Source organism: Bibersteinia trehalosi USDA-ARS-USMARC-188 (assembly GCF_000521725.1).
GTDB classification, from domain to species: domain Bacteria; phylum Pseudomonadota; class Gammaproteobacteria; order Enterobacterales; family Pasteurellaceae; genus Bibersteinia; species Bibersteinia trehalosi.
Window position 1 is genome coordinate 1,852,780 of the sequence record NZ_CP006954.1, and the last position, 15,481, is coordinate 1,868,260.

At 42.0% G+C, this 15,481-nt stretch carries 16 protein-coding genes; 2 read left to right on the forward strand and 14 right to left on the reverse strand.

Going from position 1 to position 15,481, the window contains the following annotated elements:
• Window positions 1-52 precede the first annotated feature (52 nt).
• Window positions 53-316, forward strand: a complete 264-nt coding sequence (locus F542_RS08335; protein WP_015431937.1) for a GrxA family glutaredoxin — start codon at window positions 53-55, stop codon at window positions 314-316.
• An 87-nt stretch (window positions 317-403) separates the two neighbouring features.
• Here F542_RS08335 and F542_RS08340 read toward each other — a convergent pair whose 3' ends face one another.
• Both F542_RS08340 and fbp read right to left on the reverse strand, forming a co-directional pair.
• Entirely contained in the window at window positions 404-2,035 is a 1,632-nt protein-coding gene (locus tag F542_RS08340; RefSeq protein WP_025267300.1) for an ABC transporter substrate-binding protein, read from the reverse strand.
• Between the two features lie 157 nt (window positions 2,036-2,192).
• Window positions 2,193-3,194 (reverse strand): class 1 fructose-bisphosphatase, encoded by a 1,002-nt coding sequence (gene fbp, locus F542_RS08345; RefSeq protein ID WP_015431935.1) that lies wholly within the window; start codon window positions 3,192-3,194, stop codon window positions 2,193-2,195.
• Between the two features lie 106 nt (window positions 3,195-3,300).
• Between fbp and mpl the strand changes: the two genes are divergently transcribed.
• The gene (gene mpl / locus F542_RS08350) at window positions 3,301-4,662 is read left to right on the forward strand and encodes a UDP-N-acetylmuramate:L-alanyl-gamma-D-glutamyl-meso-diaminopimelate ligase (protein ID WP_015431934.1); all 1,362 of its coding nucleotides are present in this window, start codon (window positions 3,301-3,303) and stop codon (window positions 4,660-4,662) included.
• Between the two features lie 34 nt (window positions 4,663-4,696).
• On the opposite strand, the gene rnr is transcribed toward mpl, so the two are convergent.
• The 12 genes from rnr to F542_RS08410 all read right to left on the reverse strand — a co-directional run bounded on the left by rnr (window position 4,697) and on the right by F542_RS08410 (window position 15,348).
• Entirely contained in the window at window positions 4,697-7,063 is a 2,367-nt protein-coding gene (gene rnr, locus F542_RS08355; protein WP_015431933.1) for a ribonuclease R, read from the reverse strand.
• Window positions 7,064-7,289: 226 nt separating this feature from the next.
• Entirely contained in the window at window positions 7,290-8,111 is an 822-nt protein-coding gene (gene cysE, locus F542_RS08360; RefSeq protein WP_375804323.1) for a serine O-acetyltransferase, read from the reverse strand.
• A complete protein-coding gene (gene gpsA, locus F542_RS08365) occupies window positions 8,111-9,133 on the reverse strand; it encodes an NAD(P)H-dependent glycerol-3-phosphate dehydrogenase (RefSeq protein WP_015431931.1) in 1,023 nt (340 codons plus the stop codon). Before gpsA ends, cysE begins: the two co-directional genes overlap by 1 nt.
• A gap of 44 nt (window positions 9,134-9,177) precedes the next feature.
• Entirely contained in the window at window positions 9,178-9,681 is a 504-nt protein-coding gene (gene secB, locus F542_RS08370) for a protein-export chaperone SecB (protein ID WP_015431930.1), read from the reverse strand.
• A gap of 23 nt (window positions 9,682-9,704) precedes the next feature.
• Complete coding sequence (locus F542_RS08375) at window positions 9,705-10,157, reverse strand: rhodanese-like domain-containing protein (RefSeq protein WP_015431929.1); 453 nt, start codon at window positions 10,155-10,157, stop codon at window positions 9,705-9,707.
• 117 nt (window positions 10,158-10,274) lie between these two features.
• The gene (gene tig / locus F542_RS08380; protein ID WP_015431928.1) at window positions 10,275-11,576 is read right to left on the reverse strand and encodes a trigger factor; all 1,302 of its coding nucleotides are present in this window, start codon (window positions 11,574-11,576) and stop codon (window positions 10,275-10,277) included.
• 151 nt (window positions 11,577-11,727) lie between these two features.
• Window positions 11,728-12,171 (reverse strand): peptidoglycan-binding protein LysM, encoded by a 444-nt coding sequence (gene lysM / locus F542_RS08385; protein ID WP_015431926.1) that lies wholly within the window; start codon window positions 12,169-12,171, stop codon window positions 11,728-11,730.
• An 82-nt stretch (window positions 12,172-12,253) separates the two neighbouring features.
• Window positions 12,254-12,892 (reverse strand): bifunctional phosphoribosyl-AMP cyclohydrolase/phosphoribosyl-ATP diphosphatase HisIE, encoded by a 639-nt coding sequence (gene hisIE, locus F542_RS08390; protein ID WP_015431925.1) that lies wholly within the window; start codon window positions 12,890-12,892, stop codon window positions 12,254-12,256.
• A 146-nt stretch (window positions 12,893-13,038) separates the two neighbouring features.
• Window positions 13,039-13,812, reverse strand: a complete 774-nt coding sequence (gene hisF, locus F542_RS08395; protein WP_015431924.1) for an imidazole glycerol phosphate synthase subunit HisF — start codon at window positions 13,810-13,812, stop codon at window positions 13,039-13,041.
• Window positions 13,794-14,543 (reverse strand): 1-(5-phosphoribosyl)-5-[(5-phosphoribosylamino)methylideneamino]imidazole-4-carboxamide isomerase, encoded by a 750-nt coding sequence (gene hisA / locus F542_RS08400; protein WP_015431923.1) that lies wholly within the window; start codon window positions 14,541-14,543, stop codon window positions 13,794-13,796. Before hisA ends, hisF begins: the two co-directional genes overlap by 19 nt.
• 12 nt (window positions 14,544-14,555) lie before the next feature.
• Window positions 14,556-15,038 carry an endonuclease domain-containing protein gene (locus F542_RS08405; RefSeq protein ID WP_015431922.1) on the reverse strand — a complete coding sequence of 161 codons (483 nt, stop codon included), beginning with the start codon at window positions 15,036-15,038 and terminating at the stop codon, window positions 14,556-14,558.
• A 97-nt stretch (window positions 15,039-15,135) separates the two neighbouring features.
• Window positions 15,136-15,348, reverse strand: coding sequence for a BRO-N domain-containing protein (locus tag F542_RS08410; RefSeq protein WP_235118785.1), 213 nt, complete (start codon window positions 15,346-15,348; stop codon window positions 15,136-15,138).
• Between the last annotated feature and the right edge of the window lie 133 nt (window positions 15,349-15,481).

Sequence of the window (15,481 nt, forward strand, 5' to 3'; positions counted from 1 at the left end):
CGGGCGTGCGACGCACGCCCTTACATTATTGCATAACCCAAAGGAAACAATTATGTTCGTAGAAATCTTCGGGCGTTACACCTGTCCATACTGCACTCGTGCAAAAGCCTTAGCAGAAAAAATGAAAGCTGAATTACCAGACTTTGATTTTGAATTTATTGATATGCCGGCAAAAGGTATTGAAAAAGCCGATCTTGAACCTCGTGTTGGTGGCCCTGTTGCGACTGTGCCACAAATCTTTTTAGATAATCAACACGTGGGTGGTTGTACTGATTTCCAAGCGTTGGTTAAAGCAAAATTTGGGATTGAAGTTTAGTATATCCCTTATTAAGGCAACACAAACTAAATAAAAAAATCCACTTAATTCATCATTAAGTGGATTTTTTTACACTAAAGAAACTGATTAATCCGCTAATTTCACACCATAGAAATAAGAATAACCGAATGGGCTTTGTTTATAATCAATCACTCGTTTACTTACAGGTGCAAAGCCAATTGAATGAGCTACGTTAATCCATGGCGCTTGTTCGTGTAATAACACTTGTGCTTGCTCATAGAGTTTTGCTCTGGCTTCTTTATCTGAGAGACTAACTGCCTTCGTTAATAATGCGTCTAAATCTGCATTTTTAAAACGCGCATAGTTACTATTACCGACATTCTCACTGCCAAATAGCGGCGATAAAAAGTTATCAGGATCACCATTATCTCCCGACCAACCATAAGTTCCTGCCGTTAATTCCCCTGCCTTAGTACGCTTGATGTAATCTCCCCATTCATAAGAAACTAATTCAGATTTTACACCCACTTTTTCCCAGTCTGCCTGAATTAACTCTGCCATACGACGAGGATTTGGATTAGATGCACGCACAACAGGCTGCACCCAGATTTGCGTTTCAAAACCATTCTCTAGCCCTACTTCTTTTAATAGTGCTTTAGCTTTTTCTGGGTTGTATTCATAATCTGTAATTTGATTATTGTATCCCCAAATCGTTGGAGGTAGAGGATTTTTCGCAGCCACACCTGCCCCACGGTAAACAGCATCAATAATCGCATTTTTATCTACCGCATAGTTCAATGCTTGGCGAACTTTAACATTATCAAATGGCGCTTTTTCGGTATTAAATGCAATATAAGCGATGTTCAATCCCTCTTGAGAAAGTAAATTTACTTTCGGATCGGTTTTCATTTTTTCCAGATCTGTCACATTTGGGAAATCAATCATATCACATGAACCTGCTTGCAATTTGGCATAACGAGCAGTTGCATCTGGCACAATATCAAAAATCAAACTATCAATATCTGCTTTACCTTTCCAATATTCTGCATTAGCAAGAAAACGTACTTTTTGATCAAGTTGATAACCTGCAAAAATAAATGGACCAGTACCAATTGGGGTGGTATCTAAGACCTCTGGTGTCCCTGCTGCAAGTAATTTCTCTGCATACTCAGCGGAATAAATAGAGATGAAATCCATACCTAAACTAGATAGAAATGTTGAATCCGCATAGTTCAGGCTGATTTTTACCGTGTGATCATCCACTTTTTCTACAGCTTTCAACAGTTTCGGGAATTTCATTGAATTGAAATACGGATAAGTTGCTTTTGATACATTATGATATGGGTGTTCTTTATCTAACTGACGTTGGAATGAGAATAACACATCGTCTGCATTAAATTCACGGCTTGGAGTGTAATCTTTCGTAGTATGAAATTTCACGCCTTTACGCAAATAGAAGGTATAAGTTAAACCATCTTCACTGACCTCCCAGCGTTCAGCAAGTGCTGGCTCAATCGCAGTTGAACCTCGCACAAACTCTACTAAACGGTTATACACTTGTTGAGAGCTTGCATTGTAAGACTGACCATCCATGGTTAAAGCTGGACTAAATGCCGTTGGCGAACGGCTCACGCAGTTAATAAAAGTTTTATTGCCTGTTTTTGCGGTGGTTGTCGCGCTTGTACTTTTATCATCACAAGCAGTTAAAAAAACACTGGTTGCGACCGCAACTAGGGTTAAAGGGGTACGTAGTTTCATAAAAAACTCCATCTAAAAGAAAAATCAGGCAAAAGATACCTATTCCCAACGAATAGGTAAAGAACGAAAGGAATATAGTTATAACAAAATATTATAAAAGAATGACAAGCGGTCGTTTTTGCATTTTTTTACTCAAAATCAACCGCTTGAGAGATGATTAAAGGAATTCTTGCATAAAGTGGTGAGCCTTTTCCATCATATCTCTTGAGCCAACAAAGAGTGGCACTCGCTGATGTAGCTCTGTTGGTTTAATATCTAAGATTGGTGTAAACCCATCGGTTGCCAAACCTCCTGCTTGCTCGGCCAAAAACGCCATTGGATTGCCTTCATATAGCAAGCGTAATTTACCGCTTGGGTAGCGTGTTGAGGTTGGATAAATATAGATTCCGCCTTTTAACAAATTACGATGAAAATCGGAAACTAATGAACCAATATAGCGAGAAGAATAAGGACGTTTGGTTGCTTTATCTTCTTCTTGGCAATATTTAATAAATTTCTTCACTCCCATTGGGAAAGTGACATATTGTCCTTCATTAATGGAGTAATATTTGCCAATATGTGGCATCTGCATATTTGGATGAGAAAGAATAAACAATCCGAGTGATGGATCATAGGTAAACCCGTTCACCCCATTACCCGTAGTATAAACCAGCATAGTTGAAGAGCCATAAGTCACATAGCCTGCAGCCACTTGTTTGCGCCCTTCCTGCAAGAAATCATCAATGGTTACCGGAGTACCAATTGGTGAAACACGTTTATAAATGGAAAAAATTGTGCCTACTGAAACATTCACATCAATATTAGATGAGCCATCAAGAGGATCTGTCATCAAGACATATTTAGCATTACGCCCCCGCTCCGTATCAAATGCAACAAAAGAATCATCTTCTTCCGAAGCAAATCCAGCAACGTCCCCCCTTGCGATCAATGCTTTTTTCAGGGTTTCATTGGCAAATACGTCTAATTTCATTTGAATTTCACCCTGTACATTCTCATCACCTGACATGCCCAAAATATCTTGGGTTAAGCCCGCACGATTAATATCGCGATGAATAATTTTGGCAGCTAAACGAATAGAAGAAAGAATACCGCTGAGCTCCCCCGTTGCCCCTGGGTATTCCGCTTGCCGTTCAACAATAAATTCACCTAATGTTTTCATTCTTATTGTCCTTCGTGTGTTAGAATGCTGAAATTATAGATGAGAGATTTTCTTCATTTACTGAAGAAAATCGTTTTTGTGAGATTGATCACACTTTAGAAGGTTAATGATGAAAAAACACATTCACATTCTCGGCATTTGCGGTACTTTTATGGGAGGAGTGGCAATTATTGCCCGTGAACTAGGTTACAAAGTAACTGGGTCTGACACTAATGTTTACCCTCCAATGAGTACTTTTTTAGAAAATAGCGGTATTGAGATTATTCCCCATTTTGACCCTGCCCAGCTTGACCCCGCACCAGATATGGTGATTATTGGTAATGCAATGAAACGTGGAAATCCATGCGTAGAATATGTGCTCAATAACCGTCTTAATTTCACTTCAGGCCCACAATGGTTACACGATAATCTCCTAAAAAATCGCTGGGTATTAGCCGTTTCTGGTACACATGGTAAAACCACAACCACAGGCATGTTAGCGTGGATCTTAGAAAAAAACGGCATTGAGGCAGGTTTTCTAATTGGCGGAGTGGCAGGTAATTTTGGCATTTCAGCTCGTGCGGGCGATAGTGAATTTTTTGTCATTGAAGCCGATGAGTACGATTCTGCCTTCTTCGATAAGCGCTCTAAATTCGTACATTATTCGCCCAAAACACTTATCATCAACAATATTGAATTTGATCATGCGGATATTTTTGAGGATCTCAAAGCCATTCAGCGCCAATTCCATCATATGATCCGAGCCATGCCAGAAAACGGGCGTATTCTTTCTGCTAGTGCAGATCAACATGCGCAAGATACACTCGCAATGGGTAACTATAGCGAATTACAGTTTATCGGCAAAGAAAAAGAATGGTACGCGCAGGCATTAAAAAGCGATTGCACAGAGTTTGAGATTTATCATTTTGGACAAAAAGCCGGCACAGTAAAATGGCAAATTTTAGGGGCACATAATATGCACAACGCGCTAATGGCAATTGCAGCGGCAAATCATGCTGGTGTTGAAATTAGCGCGGCTTGTGAAGCACTAGGAACATTTGTGAATGCGAATCGCCGTCTAGAAGTAAAAGGAAACGTGAATGGCATAACCGTTTACGATGATTTCGCTCACCACCCAACAGCTATTGAAGCAACAATTGCTGCATTACGGGGTAAAGTTGGTGATGAGCGCATTCTGGCAGTGCTGGAACCACGTTCTAATACAATGAAAATGGGCGTACATAAAGATGAAATCGCACCATCGCTAAAAGATGCCAATGAAGTCTTTATTTACCAACCTGAAACAATCCCTTGGAGTGTTTCAACCATTACTGATGCGCTTTCTCAAAAAGCGGCTTGGTCTGCAAATTTAGATACATTAGTGGAAATGATTGCAGAAAATGCACAACCAAATGATCATATTCTGATTATGAGTAATGGTGCTTTTGGTGGTATTCACACAAAATTATTGGCTAAATTAGCAAAATAGCAAACAAAGGCGGAGTTCATCTCCGCCTCATTATTTAGCGTACTTTCTTCCGCTTTCTCGCCGTTGCTTTGCGGTCTTTCTTTGCCTGGTTTTTATTTGGCTTTTGGCTTGCTACTTCGATAAACACTTTCGGTTTGTTGGCTTTCGCTTTTGCAGATTTTTCCGCTTTTTCCACCGCTTGCATTGCTTTTTTCTTCGCTGTTTTGCCCGCAGATTTTGGCGTTTTCAAGCTAGTAATTAAAGCGAAATCAATTTTCTTATCATCAAGATTAACGCCAATTACACGCACTTTAACCGGATCGCCCAAGCGATACATTACGCCGTTGCCACCGACTAAGCGTTGTCGGTCGCTGTCGAAATGGTAGTAGCCGTTATCGAGAGTGGAAATATGCACCAAGCCATCAATCAACAATTCATTCAGTTTCACAAACAGCCCAAAGCCTGTGACACTAGAAATCACACCATCAAATTCATCACCCACGTGATCTTGCATATATTCGCATTTCAGCCAGTCAGCAACCTCTCGAGTGGCTTCATCCGCTCTGCGTTCGGTTGCAGAACATTTTTCACCAAATTGGTACATATCGTCCAAGTTGTAGTGATAACCACCGCCATCGGTGTAACGACGAGTGTTGCCTTTGCTTTTTTCGATTAAATATTTAATCGCACGGTGTAAAAGCAAATCAGGATAACGGCGGATTGGCGAAGTAAAGTGCGCGTATTCGCCTAATGCCAAGCCGAAATGTCCTTCGTTATCTGGTGAATAAACTGCCTGTTTAAGCGAACGAAGGAGCATTGTTTGGATCAGCTCTTTATCTGGACGCTCCTGTACTTCGGCAAGCAATTTAGCGTAATCACTTGGGGTTGGCGACAGCCCACCATCAAGGAACAAGCCACATTCACGTAAGAAAGTGCGGAAACTGGTTAGTTTTTCTTCGCTTGGCTGAGCGTGAATACGGTATAACGCTGGCTCATCAACTTTCTCAACAAAACGTGCCGCAGCAATGTTGGCTAAAATCATACACTCTTCAATGATTTTATGCGCATCGTTACGGATTAACGGTTCAATGCGTTCAATGCGTCCTTGTGGATTGAACACAAATTGATTTTCGATAGTTTCAAACTCAATTGCTCCCCGCTTTTGGCGAGTATCCATCAACACCTTATACATCGCATGTAACTCCTCCAAGTGGGGAACTAGTGCTGCATAGCGTTCACGCAAAGTTTCATCGCCTTCGAGAATATTCCACACTTTGGTATAGGTAAGGCGCGCGTGCGAGTTCATTACCGCTTCGTAAAACTCATAACCGGTGAGTGTGCCTTGCTCAGAAATCGTCATTTCCGCAACGAGGCATAGGCGATCGACCTGCGGATTGAGTGAACATAAACCATTAGACAGCACTTCAGGCAACATTGGGATTACGCGATTTGGGAAGTAGACCGAGTTACCACGCTGTGCCGCTTCTAAATCCAGTGCGGTTTTCGGGCGAACATAGTAGCTCACATCGGCAATTGCCACCCACAGCCGCCAACCGTTTTGTTCACGTTGGCAGAATACCGCATCATCAAAATCTCTTGCACTTTCGCCATCAATGGTAACTAATGGCAGTTCACGCAGATCAACTCGCCCTTGTTTTGCTTCTTCGGGAACCTCTTCTTCAAAATGGCGAATCTGCTTTTCTACGCCATCGCTCCAAACATGGGGGATCTCGTGATTACGCAGCGCGATCTCAATTTCCATTCCTGGGGCAAGATTATCGCCTAAAATTTCGGTAATCACCCCAACAGGGCGCTTGAAATCGGCTTTTCGTGGTTGCAGTTCAACAACCACAACTTGCCCCATTCTTGCCCCCAAGCGATGCTCTTCTGGGATCAAAATATCTTGATTGATGCGGCTATCATCCGGCACAACAAAGCTAATACCGCTTTCGGTAAAGAACCGTCCGACAATCTGTTTTTTGCGAGACTCAAGCACACGCACGATCCGCACTTCTTTACGCCCACGTCTGTCTGTCCCATTCGGTTGCGCTAGTACAAAATCACCGTGTAATACACGCACCATTTGGCTATTTGGAATAAACCAGTCGTCTGAACCTTCCACTTGCAAAAAGCCATAACCATCACGATGACCTATCACAGTGCCTTTAAGCAAGTCCATTTTTTCTGGTAGTGCGTAACGTTTACGCTTAGTAAATACTAATTGGCCATCATTTTCCATCGCACGTAGACGGCGACGAATAGCTTCACTGCGTTCTTCATCATAAATATGAAAGGCATCGAGCAATTCGTCGCGACTCATTGGCGCATCAAAATCACGGATAGTTTGTAAAATAAATTCTCTGCTTGGTACAGGATTTTCGTATTTTTCTAATTCTTGTTGGTAATTTGGATCAAGTATCATAAAAAATTCCTTTAATAAAATAACTTACTGTTTTTGTTATAGTAATAGACACGCTAGGCGTGAAAGAACATTCAAATATGAATAAAAATGAAAGGCAACAGATAAATTTGATGCCGCTAATTTGACGGGAAAGCTGTGAAAAGCGCAAGCATTCTAGCATAAGTTTTTGGCAAGCGGTCAAATTTTGTAAAAAATCTGCAAATTTAAACCGCTTGCCAAGGGATGGCTAAATACCATCACCATCCAATCCAAATACTCCGCTTTCACCAAAATATTGGTTCATTTCAAAGGCAGGTTTCTGATCTTGTGACTGCCCAATAATGCGTGCAGGCACGCCTGCCGCGGTAGCATATTCCGGCACAGCTTGCAGAACCACAGAGTTCGCACCGATTTTGGAGTATTGACCAATTTCTATATTGCCTAGAATTTTCGCCCCTGCACCAATCATTACGCCTTGGCGAATTTTCGGGTGACGGTCACCATGTTCTTTTCCAGTACCACCCAGTGTCACACCTTGCAAAATAGAGACATCATTTTCTATCACTGAAGTTTCACCGACAACAATGCCTGTAGCATGGTCAAGCATAATACCGCAACCAATACGTGCCGCAGGGTGAATATCCACATCAAACGCGACAGAAATTTCGTTTTGCAGATAAATAGCGAGAGCTTTTCTGCCTTGTTGCCACAAATAGTGAGTAACTCGATAGCTTTGTAACGCATGGAAACCTTTTAAATACAATAGTGGGGTACTCCATTTATCTACAGCAGGATCACGTGTTCTCACCGCCTCAATATCGCAGCTAGCACTATCTATTAAACTGGGATCAGCAATATACGCTTCTTCAATGATCTCTTTTAAAGCAATAGCTGGCATAATTGGATTAGCGAGCTTATTAGCAAGAATATAACTCAGTGCACCACCCAAATGATAATGCTTAAGAATAGTTGCATGAAAAAAACTCGCTAGCATTGGCTCACTTTCAGTTAGGCTTTTTGCTTCTTGGCGAATTTCTTGCCAAATTTGATCGGTCGTTAATTCCATCACTATTCCCCTTTTCTTTCTCGTCCTAATAGGGTTTTAGCAACTTCTGTTGCCTGTTTTCCACAAAAGAGCATTTGATAAATTTGCTCAACAATCGGCATTTCTACACCTTGTTTCTGTGCTAGCAAATGAGCTTCTTTCGTATTGTAAAAACCTTCTACCACTTGCCCAATTTCTGCAATAGCATCTTCGGCATTGCGGCCTTGCCCCAGCATTAAGCCAAATCGCCGGTTGCGTGATTGGTTATCCGTACAAGTCAGCACTAGATCACCAAGTCCCGACATTCCCATAAAAGTAGCAGGGTTAGCCCCTAAGCTTGCCCCTAAGCGGCTAATTTCTGCAATACCACGTGTAATTAAAGCCGTTCTCGCGTTTGCGCCAAAACCCATACCATCAGAAATTCCCGCTCCAATTGCAATCACATTTTTGATTGCTCCCCCCAATTGTGCCCCAACCATGTCATCATTGATATAAACACGAAATGATTTGGAACAGTGAATACGCTGCTGCATTTCATCAGCGAATTGAGCGTTATCAGAGGAAAGTGAAATAGCTGTTGGTAAGCCCGCGGCTAATTCTTTAGCAAAAGTTGGCCCCGAAAGCACGGCAAGCGGGTAATTTTCACCTAAAATTTGCAAAACAACTTCTTGTAGTAACCGCCCTGTATCGCGTTCTAGTCCTTTTGTTGCCCAAATAATTCGATGCTCACTGCTTAAAAATGGTTTGAGCTGTAACAGCACGTCACCAAACACATGACTTGGCACAACAATCAACAAATCACGAGATTTTGCAATAGCTTGTGCAAGATCACTTTCAATTTCAAGCGCATCAGGGAATGGGATATCAGGCAAAAATTCTTGGTTCATTCGGCTAACTGCCATCTGTGCCATTTTCTGTGGATTATGTCCCCAAAGGTAGGTTTTATGTCCGTTACGAGAAAGCGCAATAGCTAATGCTGTGCCATAAGAGCCAGCACCAAGTATAGTGACAGGAGCGGTATAAGTCATAGATTCCTCTGTTTGCATTAAAAAAATAGGTATGCGCCGCATACCTATTTTATTGCATTTAATTAGTTTACTGCGGGAGTTTCACCGGCTTCTTGCTGTTGCTGACGTTCAAGGTAGTCAAGGAACAATGCATCAAAATTCACAGGAGAAAGGTTTAATGCAGGGAATGTACCACGGTTTACTAAACTTGCGATTAATTCACGTGCATACGGATAAAGTACATTCGGGCATTGTGCTGCTAGACAGTGCGCTAATTGTACACCTTCTAAACCTTTAATCGTAAACACACCAGCTTGTTTTACTTCGCAGATGAAAGCAACATCATTGCTATCTTCTAAAGTCGTCTGCACATTAATATGCAAAATAACTTCGTAAGTATCTTCACCAATTTGGTTAGTTTCAGTATCTAATTCAAAGCCTAATTGTGGTTTCCACTCTTGATGAAAAATATGTGGCAAGTTTGGTGCTTCGAAAGAGACATCTTTCACATAGATACGTTGGATCTGCATCTCAAACGGAGTTTGGTTTTCTTGCTCGGTTGCAGCAACTTGATTTTCTTCAGCCATTGTTTATTCCTTCTTTAATTGAATTATTTATGTTTTTTCACCAATGGTAAGTTAGCACTACGCCAACCTAAAATGCCATCTTTTAATGCATAGACTTTCGTAAAACCTTGTTTAGCCAGTGTATTTGCTAAACCTTGAGCTGTTAAACCGTTGTTGTCCACCACGATTAAAGCTCGTTCTTTATATTTTTCGATTGCCTGAGTTTTATTAGTTTTAATATCTGTTGGGTAAAGTTGGTGGCTTTCAATAATATGCCCAGCTCTGAATTCTTCATCAGAGCGCACATCAAGAATCACGGCTTCATCGTTATTAATCAATTGTGTCGCCTGCGCATTATCCACAACGGTAATTTTGCTGGTTGCACTTTTATAAAAACTGAAAAGCACAGCAACGAAAATCGCTACCCAAGCAATCACCATAATAGTGTGATTAGCGATAAATTGCTGAAGCTGTTCGGCAAAAGTCAGTTGTTCCATCACTATTCTCTATAATAAATTTAGTTAATAAAAAAGCGGTCACTTTTTGGTAAAAAATTGCAAAATTTTCACTAAAAGTCACCGCTTGTGAGCCTATGCAGGCGTAATCAGAGAAAATTATGCTTGTTGCGCAGCTGCCATCACTTCATCAAATGACATGGCTTTCTCTGTTACTTTAGCAGAATTCAAGACAACATCAATCGCTTGATCTTCTAATACAACATTGCGAACGTTGTCAGTTAATTGACGGTTTTTCGCATAGTATTCGATCACTTCTTGAGGTTGCTCGTAAGCAGAAGCTAATTCTTCAATTTGTGCTTTTACACGCTCTTCATCAACAGCCAGTTTGTTGCTACCAATCACTGTTGAAAGTAAAAGACCAACTTGAACGCGGCGTTTCGCATCTGCTTCAAATAATTCATTTGGCAATTGCGCTGCGATTTCTGGTTTACCGCCAAAACGCTGTGCTGCTTGGCGTTTTAATACTTCGATCTCTTCAGAGACTGCTGCTTTAGGCACTTCAATTTCATTTTGAGCAACTAAACCGTTTAATACTTGGTTTTTAACGCGACTATTTACCGCATTTTTTAATTCGCGTTGCATATTTTTCTTGATCTCAGCACGAAGCTCTTCCACCGATTTCGCTGCACCAAATTTTTTCACGAACTCTTCTGTTAATTCTGGTAATACCATCACTTCTACTTTTTTCAGGTTAATAGCAAATTTTGCTGCTTTGCCTTTTAAGTTTTCAGCGTGATATTCTTCAGGGAAAGTCACATCAATATCAAATTGTTCGCCTGCTTTTTTACCAACGATACCATCTTCAAAACCAGGAATCATACGACCTTGCCCCATAAATAATACAAAGTCTGTCGCTTTTCCACCTTCAAACTCTTCACCATCGATAGAACCAGTAAAGTCGATAGTAACACGATCATCTGCTTTTGCCGCATCTGTGCTTTCAGTCCAAGTTGCTTGTTGCTTACGTAGCACATCAACCATTTTGTCCAAATCTGCTTCAGTAATTTCAACAACTGGTTTTTCAACTTCAATGTTTTCTAAGCCTTTTAATTCAACTTCTGGATACACTTCAAAAGCGACAGAAAAAGAGAAATCTTTATCCATTTCATAGTTATTTGGCGTGAACGTTGGGCGACCTGCAATATTGATTTTCTCCGCGATCACTGCTTCAAAAAATGCACGTTGCATTTCATCAGAAAGGGCGTCTTGACGAGCCATTACGCCAAAACGTTGTTCGATAATTGAGTGTGGCACTTTACCTTTACGGAAACCATCTACACGAGCGTTTTTCGCATAGCCTTTTAATTGTTCTTTGTAAGCTGCGTTAATTTTATCTGCAGGAACAGTGATGGTTGCACGGCGTTCTAAGCCTTGAATTGTTTCAATAGAAATTGACATTGTTTTGCCTCAAGTTGAGTTAAATTTAGGGTATAAAATAGGGCTGGATTGTAATTCATCATAAAAGAATAGGCAAGAAAAGCGCTCTGTTTTCGCTGATTTTTTGCAAAAGTAAAGGGCATTGCAAGCAATGCCCTTTCACTATGAGCAATTATAAGCCTTTTGGAATACGAATTTTCTGACCTGGGAAAATTTTATTTTCGTCCTTAATCACCTCTTTATTCGCTTCAACAATTGCCTTATATTTAGCACCGTTACCGTAAGCTTTCTCAGCGATTTTCCATAAGTTGTCGCCTTTTTCAATGATATAAAACTCATCATCACTACCAAGGCTTGAGCCATCAGCAATCACCACATCATCAATATTCACATTATTGATACCGGCAACATTACCAGCCATCAATACCGCCTTCTCAATTGCAACAGCGGTGGATGCTGCTCCGCTAATTTTTGCTGTGCCATTTTCAACCACAACATTCAGATTTTCCACGCCAGGATTATCTTCCGCAATATGATCGGTAACAGCTTTAGACGCATCTTCAGCTTTGTTAAATAATTTTTTGCCGATGTTGGCTGCAAAATCAAATAAACCCATAGTAAAGTCCTCTTAAAAATAAATTGGATTGAACCACTCAATCCAGCCGTTAGAGTAAAGGATTTTGCGAAAGTTCACAATCTTACTTATTTGAGCCCTCAGGGTGTAACCCAATGCCCGCGTGGCGTTCTTTCAATTTGGCGTTTACTTCCGCCCACGAGAGATCGGCATTGTGCAATAACACCGTTAAGTGATACGCCAGATCCGCTACCTCTCCAACCAACTCTTCCCGATCATTTTTCATTGCCGCAATTACACTTTCTACTGCCTCTTCCCCCACTTTTTGAGCGATTTTTGGCGTGCCTTTGGCGTAAAGTTTCGCTGTATAAGAACTTTCCGGATCGGCATTTTTACGTTCAGCGATCATTCGTTCTAATTTGCTGAAGAAGATCCAATCCGGTTGTTCTTGTTCAAACTGATAAAAACAGCTCTCCGCCCCAGTGTGGCAGGTTTCGCCGATAGGGTTGGCGAGGATTAACAGGGTGTCGTTATCACAATCCAAACTCATATCCACCACGTTTAGGAAATTGCCCGAGGTTTCGCCTTTCGTCCAGAGTCGTTGTTTGGTACGGGAGTAAAAAGTCACTCGCTTTTCAGCCAGCGTTTTTTCGAGGGCTTGTTGATTCATATAGCCTAACATCAGCACTTCGCAGGTTTGGGCGTTTTGAACGATAACAGGCAGTAAGCCTTCCACTTTTTGCCAGTCTATTTTATTTTGCATTTTTTCTTCCTTTTTTGACCGCTTGTAACCCCATACGAGCCGTATGGGGTTAGTGAAGCCGAGCGACTTTGTCGCTCTTATTTATAGCTCTTATCAGCAGTCGCAGAGCGACTGGGATTATTTAATCTGGCACGGATCGTGCTAGGTTACTTACGCACCTCAACCCCTTCCTTCGCCAAATATTCCTTCAACTCCCCAATATTGATAATCTGTTTATGAAACACACTTGCTGCCAACGCACCGTCCACATTTGCCTCAATAAAAGCATCACGGAAATGCACCATTTCGCCTGCTCCGCCTGAGGCAATCAAAGGCACATTGCAAACTTCACGCACTTTTTTCAGTTGCACCAAATCGTAGCCATTACGCACACCGTCTTGGTTCATCATATTCAGCACGATTTCGCCTGCTCCCCGTTTTTGCACTTCTGCTACCCAGTCAAGCAACTGCCAGTTGGTTTGGCGGGTGCGTTTTTCATCGCCGGTGTATTGATTGACCCAATATTTGCCGGTTTCTGCCTCGAACCAGCTATCAATGCCAACCACCACCGCCTGCACGCCAAAGCGCTTTGCCAGTTCAGTAATCAGCTCAGGGTTAGTAAGAGCAGGGGAATTGATGGAGATTTTGTCCGCCCCGAAAGCAAAAATCTGCTCCGCATCGGCAATGGTTTTGATTCCCCCTGCCACACAGAACGGAATATCAATCACCTGTGCCACTCGTTCCACCCAGCTTTTATCCACCGTTCTGCCGTCACTTGAAGCGGTAATATCGTAAAACACCAGCTCGTCTGCCCCCTCTTGGGCATAGCGTTGAGCAAGTGGCACAATGTCGCCGATGATTTCGTGGTTGCGGAACTGCACGCCTTTCACAACTTGCCCGTCACGCACGTCTAAACAAGGAATTATCCGTTTTGCCAACATTCGATTGCCTCCGCTACATTAAATTTACCTTCCAACAACGCACGGCCGACAATCACGCCGGCCACGCCCGTGCCTTTCAAAGCGGCAATATCCGCAAGCGAGCCGATACCGCCTGAGGATTGAAATTGAATCTCCGGATATTTAGCACAGATTTCTCGATAGAGATCTACATTTGAACCTGCCAGCGTGCCGTCTCGAGAAATATCGGTGCATAAAACGTGTTGCAAGCCCATAGTTTGATAATCTTCAATCAACTCCTCGAGCGACACACCACTTGCCTCTTGCCAGCCGCTAATCGCAATGATTTTTTGACCGATTGCATCAATGTTCACATCCAGTGCCAGCACAAATTTCTCCGCACCGTATTTTTTGAACCAGCCTTTAACCATTTCACGCTCTTTTACCGCCGTCGAACCAATCACCACACGGTTTGCCCCCACTGCCAACAAATCCGCTACGTCTTGCTCGGTGCGGATACCGCCGCCCACTTGGATTTTGCAGTGGGTTTCACGAATAATTTTGCCGATAAGTGCGGTCTGTCTTTGAGCCGGATTTTTCGCCCCTGTAAGATCAACCAAATGTAACTGCTCCGCCCCTTGTGCCAAGTAATCGGCAAATTGGGCTATCGGGTCATCGGTATAAGTCGTCTGTTTCGCATAATCGCCCTGATGCAGGCGAACTACTTGCCCATCGATGAGATCGAGGGCGGGAATAATTTGAGAGTGTTTCATATTGTTTTCCTGTTATATATTCCCCTCGCCCGCTCGGGACAAATGCTTGCATTTGAACGTTGGCTTTGCCAACGGCTCCGAAGGAGCGAGCGTAGCGAGTATTGGGTGGAGAAAATCCGTAGGATTTTCGGAGGGAGAGGGGATATTTTCGTGAATAGCCGCAAATATCACATCTAATACCATATTGATATTTCTCAATACCTCGTCATTCCAAAAACGAATTACCGTAAATTGTTGCTCTTCTAAATAAGTTGTCCGAATACAATCATATTCTATTTGCTCAGCGTGTTGAGAACCATCCAGCTCAATAATTAATCTAGGATTTAATGAGAGAAAATCTGCAATATAATTTCCCACAATTTTTTGTCGATAAAATTTGATTCCACAAAAACGCTTTGCTCTTAGGTGGTACCATAAAACACGTTCTGCTTCTGTCATATTGGAACGTAAAATTTTAGCATTCCGTCGTAAATTTAGGGTTTCTGTTTTTCTCATATTATTCCCCTCTCCCTCCGCAAATCTTCGATTTGCTCCTCCCTCTCCCGTAAACGGGAGAGGGGTTTTTATGATGTAATCATTGGTTTGCCGAGGTTTAGAGACTCAGCTTCGGGCTTGGCACAGACTGAATAATACGGAAAATGCCTTGTAAATCTGCTGCTTGCACGTTGCGTTTTTTGCCATCTTTTCCCAACATTGGAACAGGAGTACAAATTGTACCCCACTTGGCATTAAGTTCTGGGTCACGGCTCCGCATTTTCTTGACATACTGCTTAGGATCAAGGCTATCGGTTAGTGCTTGCACCACATCCACCACCGAGAAAAACTACTCTTCTTTTTCGCTATCCCACACTGAGCGAATTTGGCTGTTTTCAAATAGTTTGATTTCATTCATTTCTTCACTCTCTTTTTACTGGTTAAATTGACAGTGATTTTGTCGA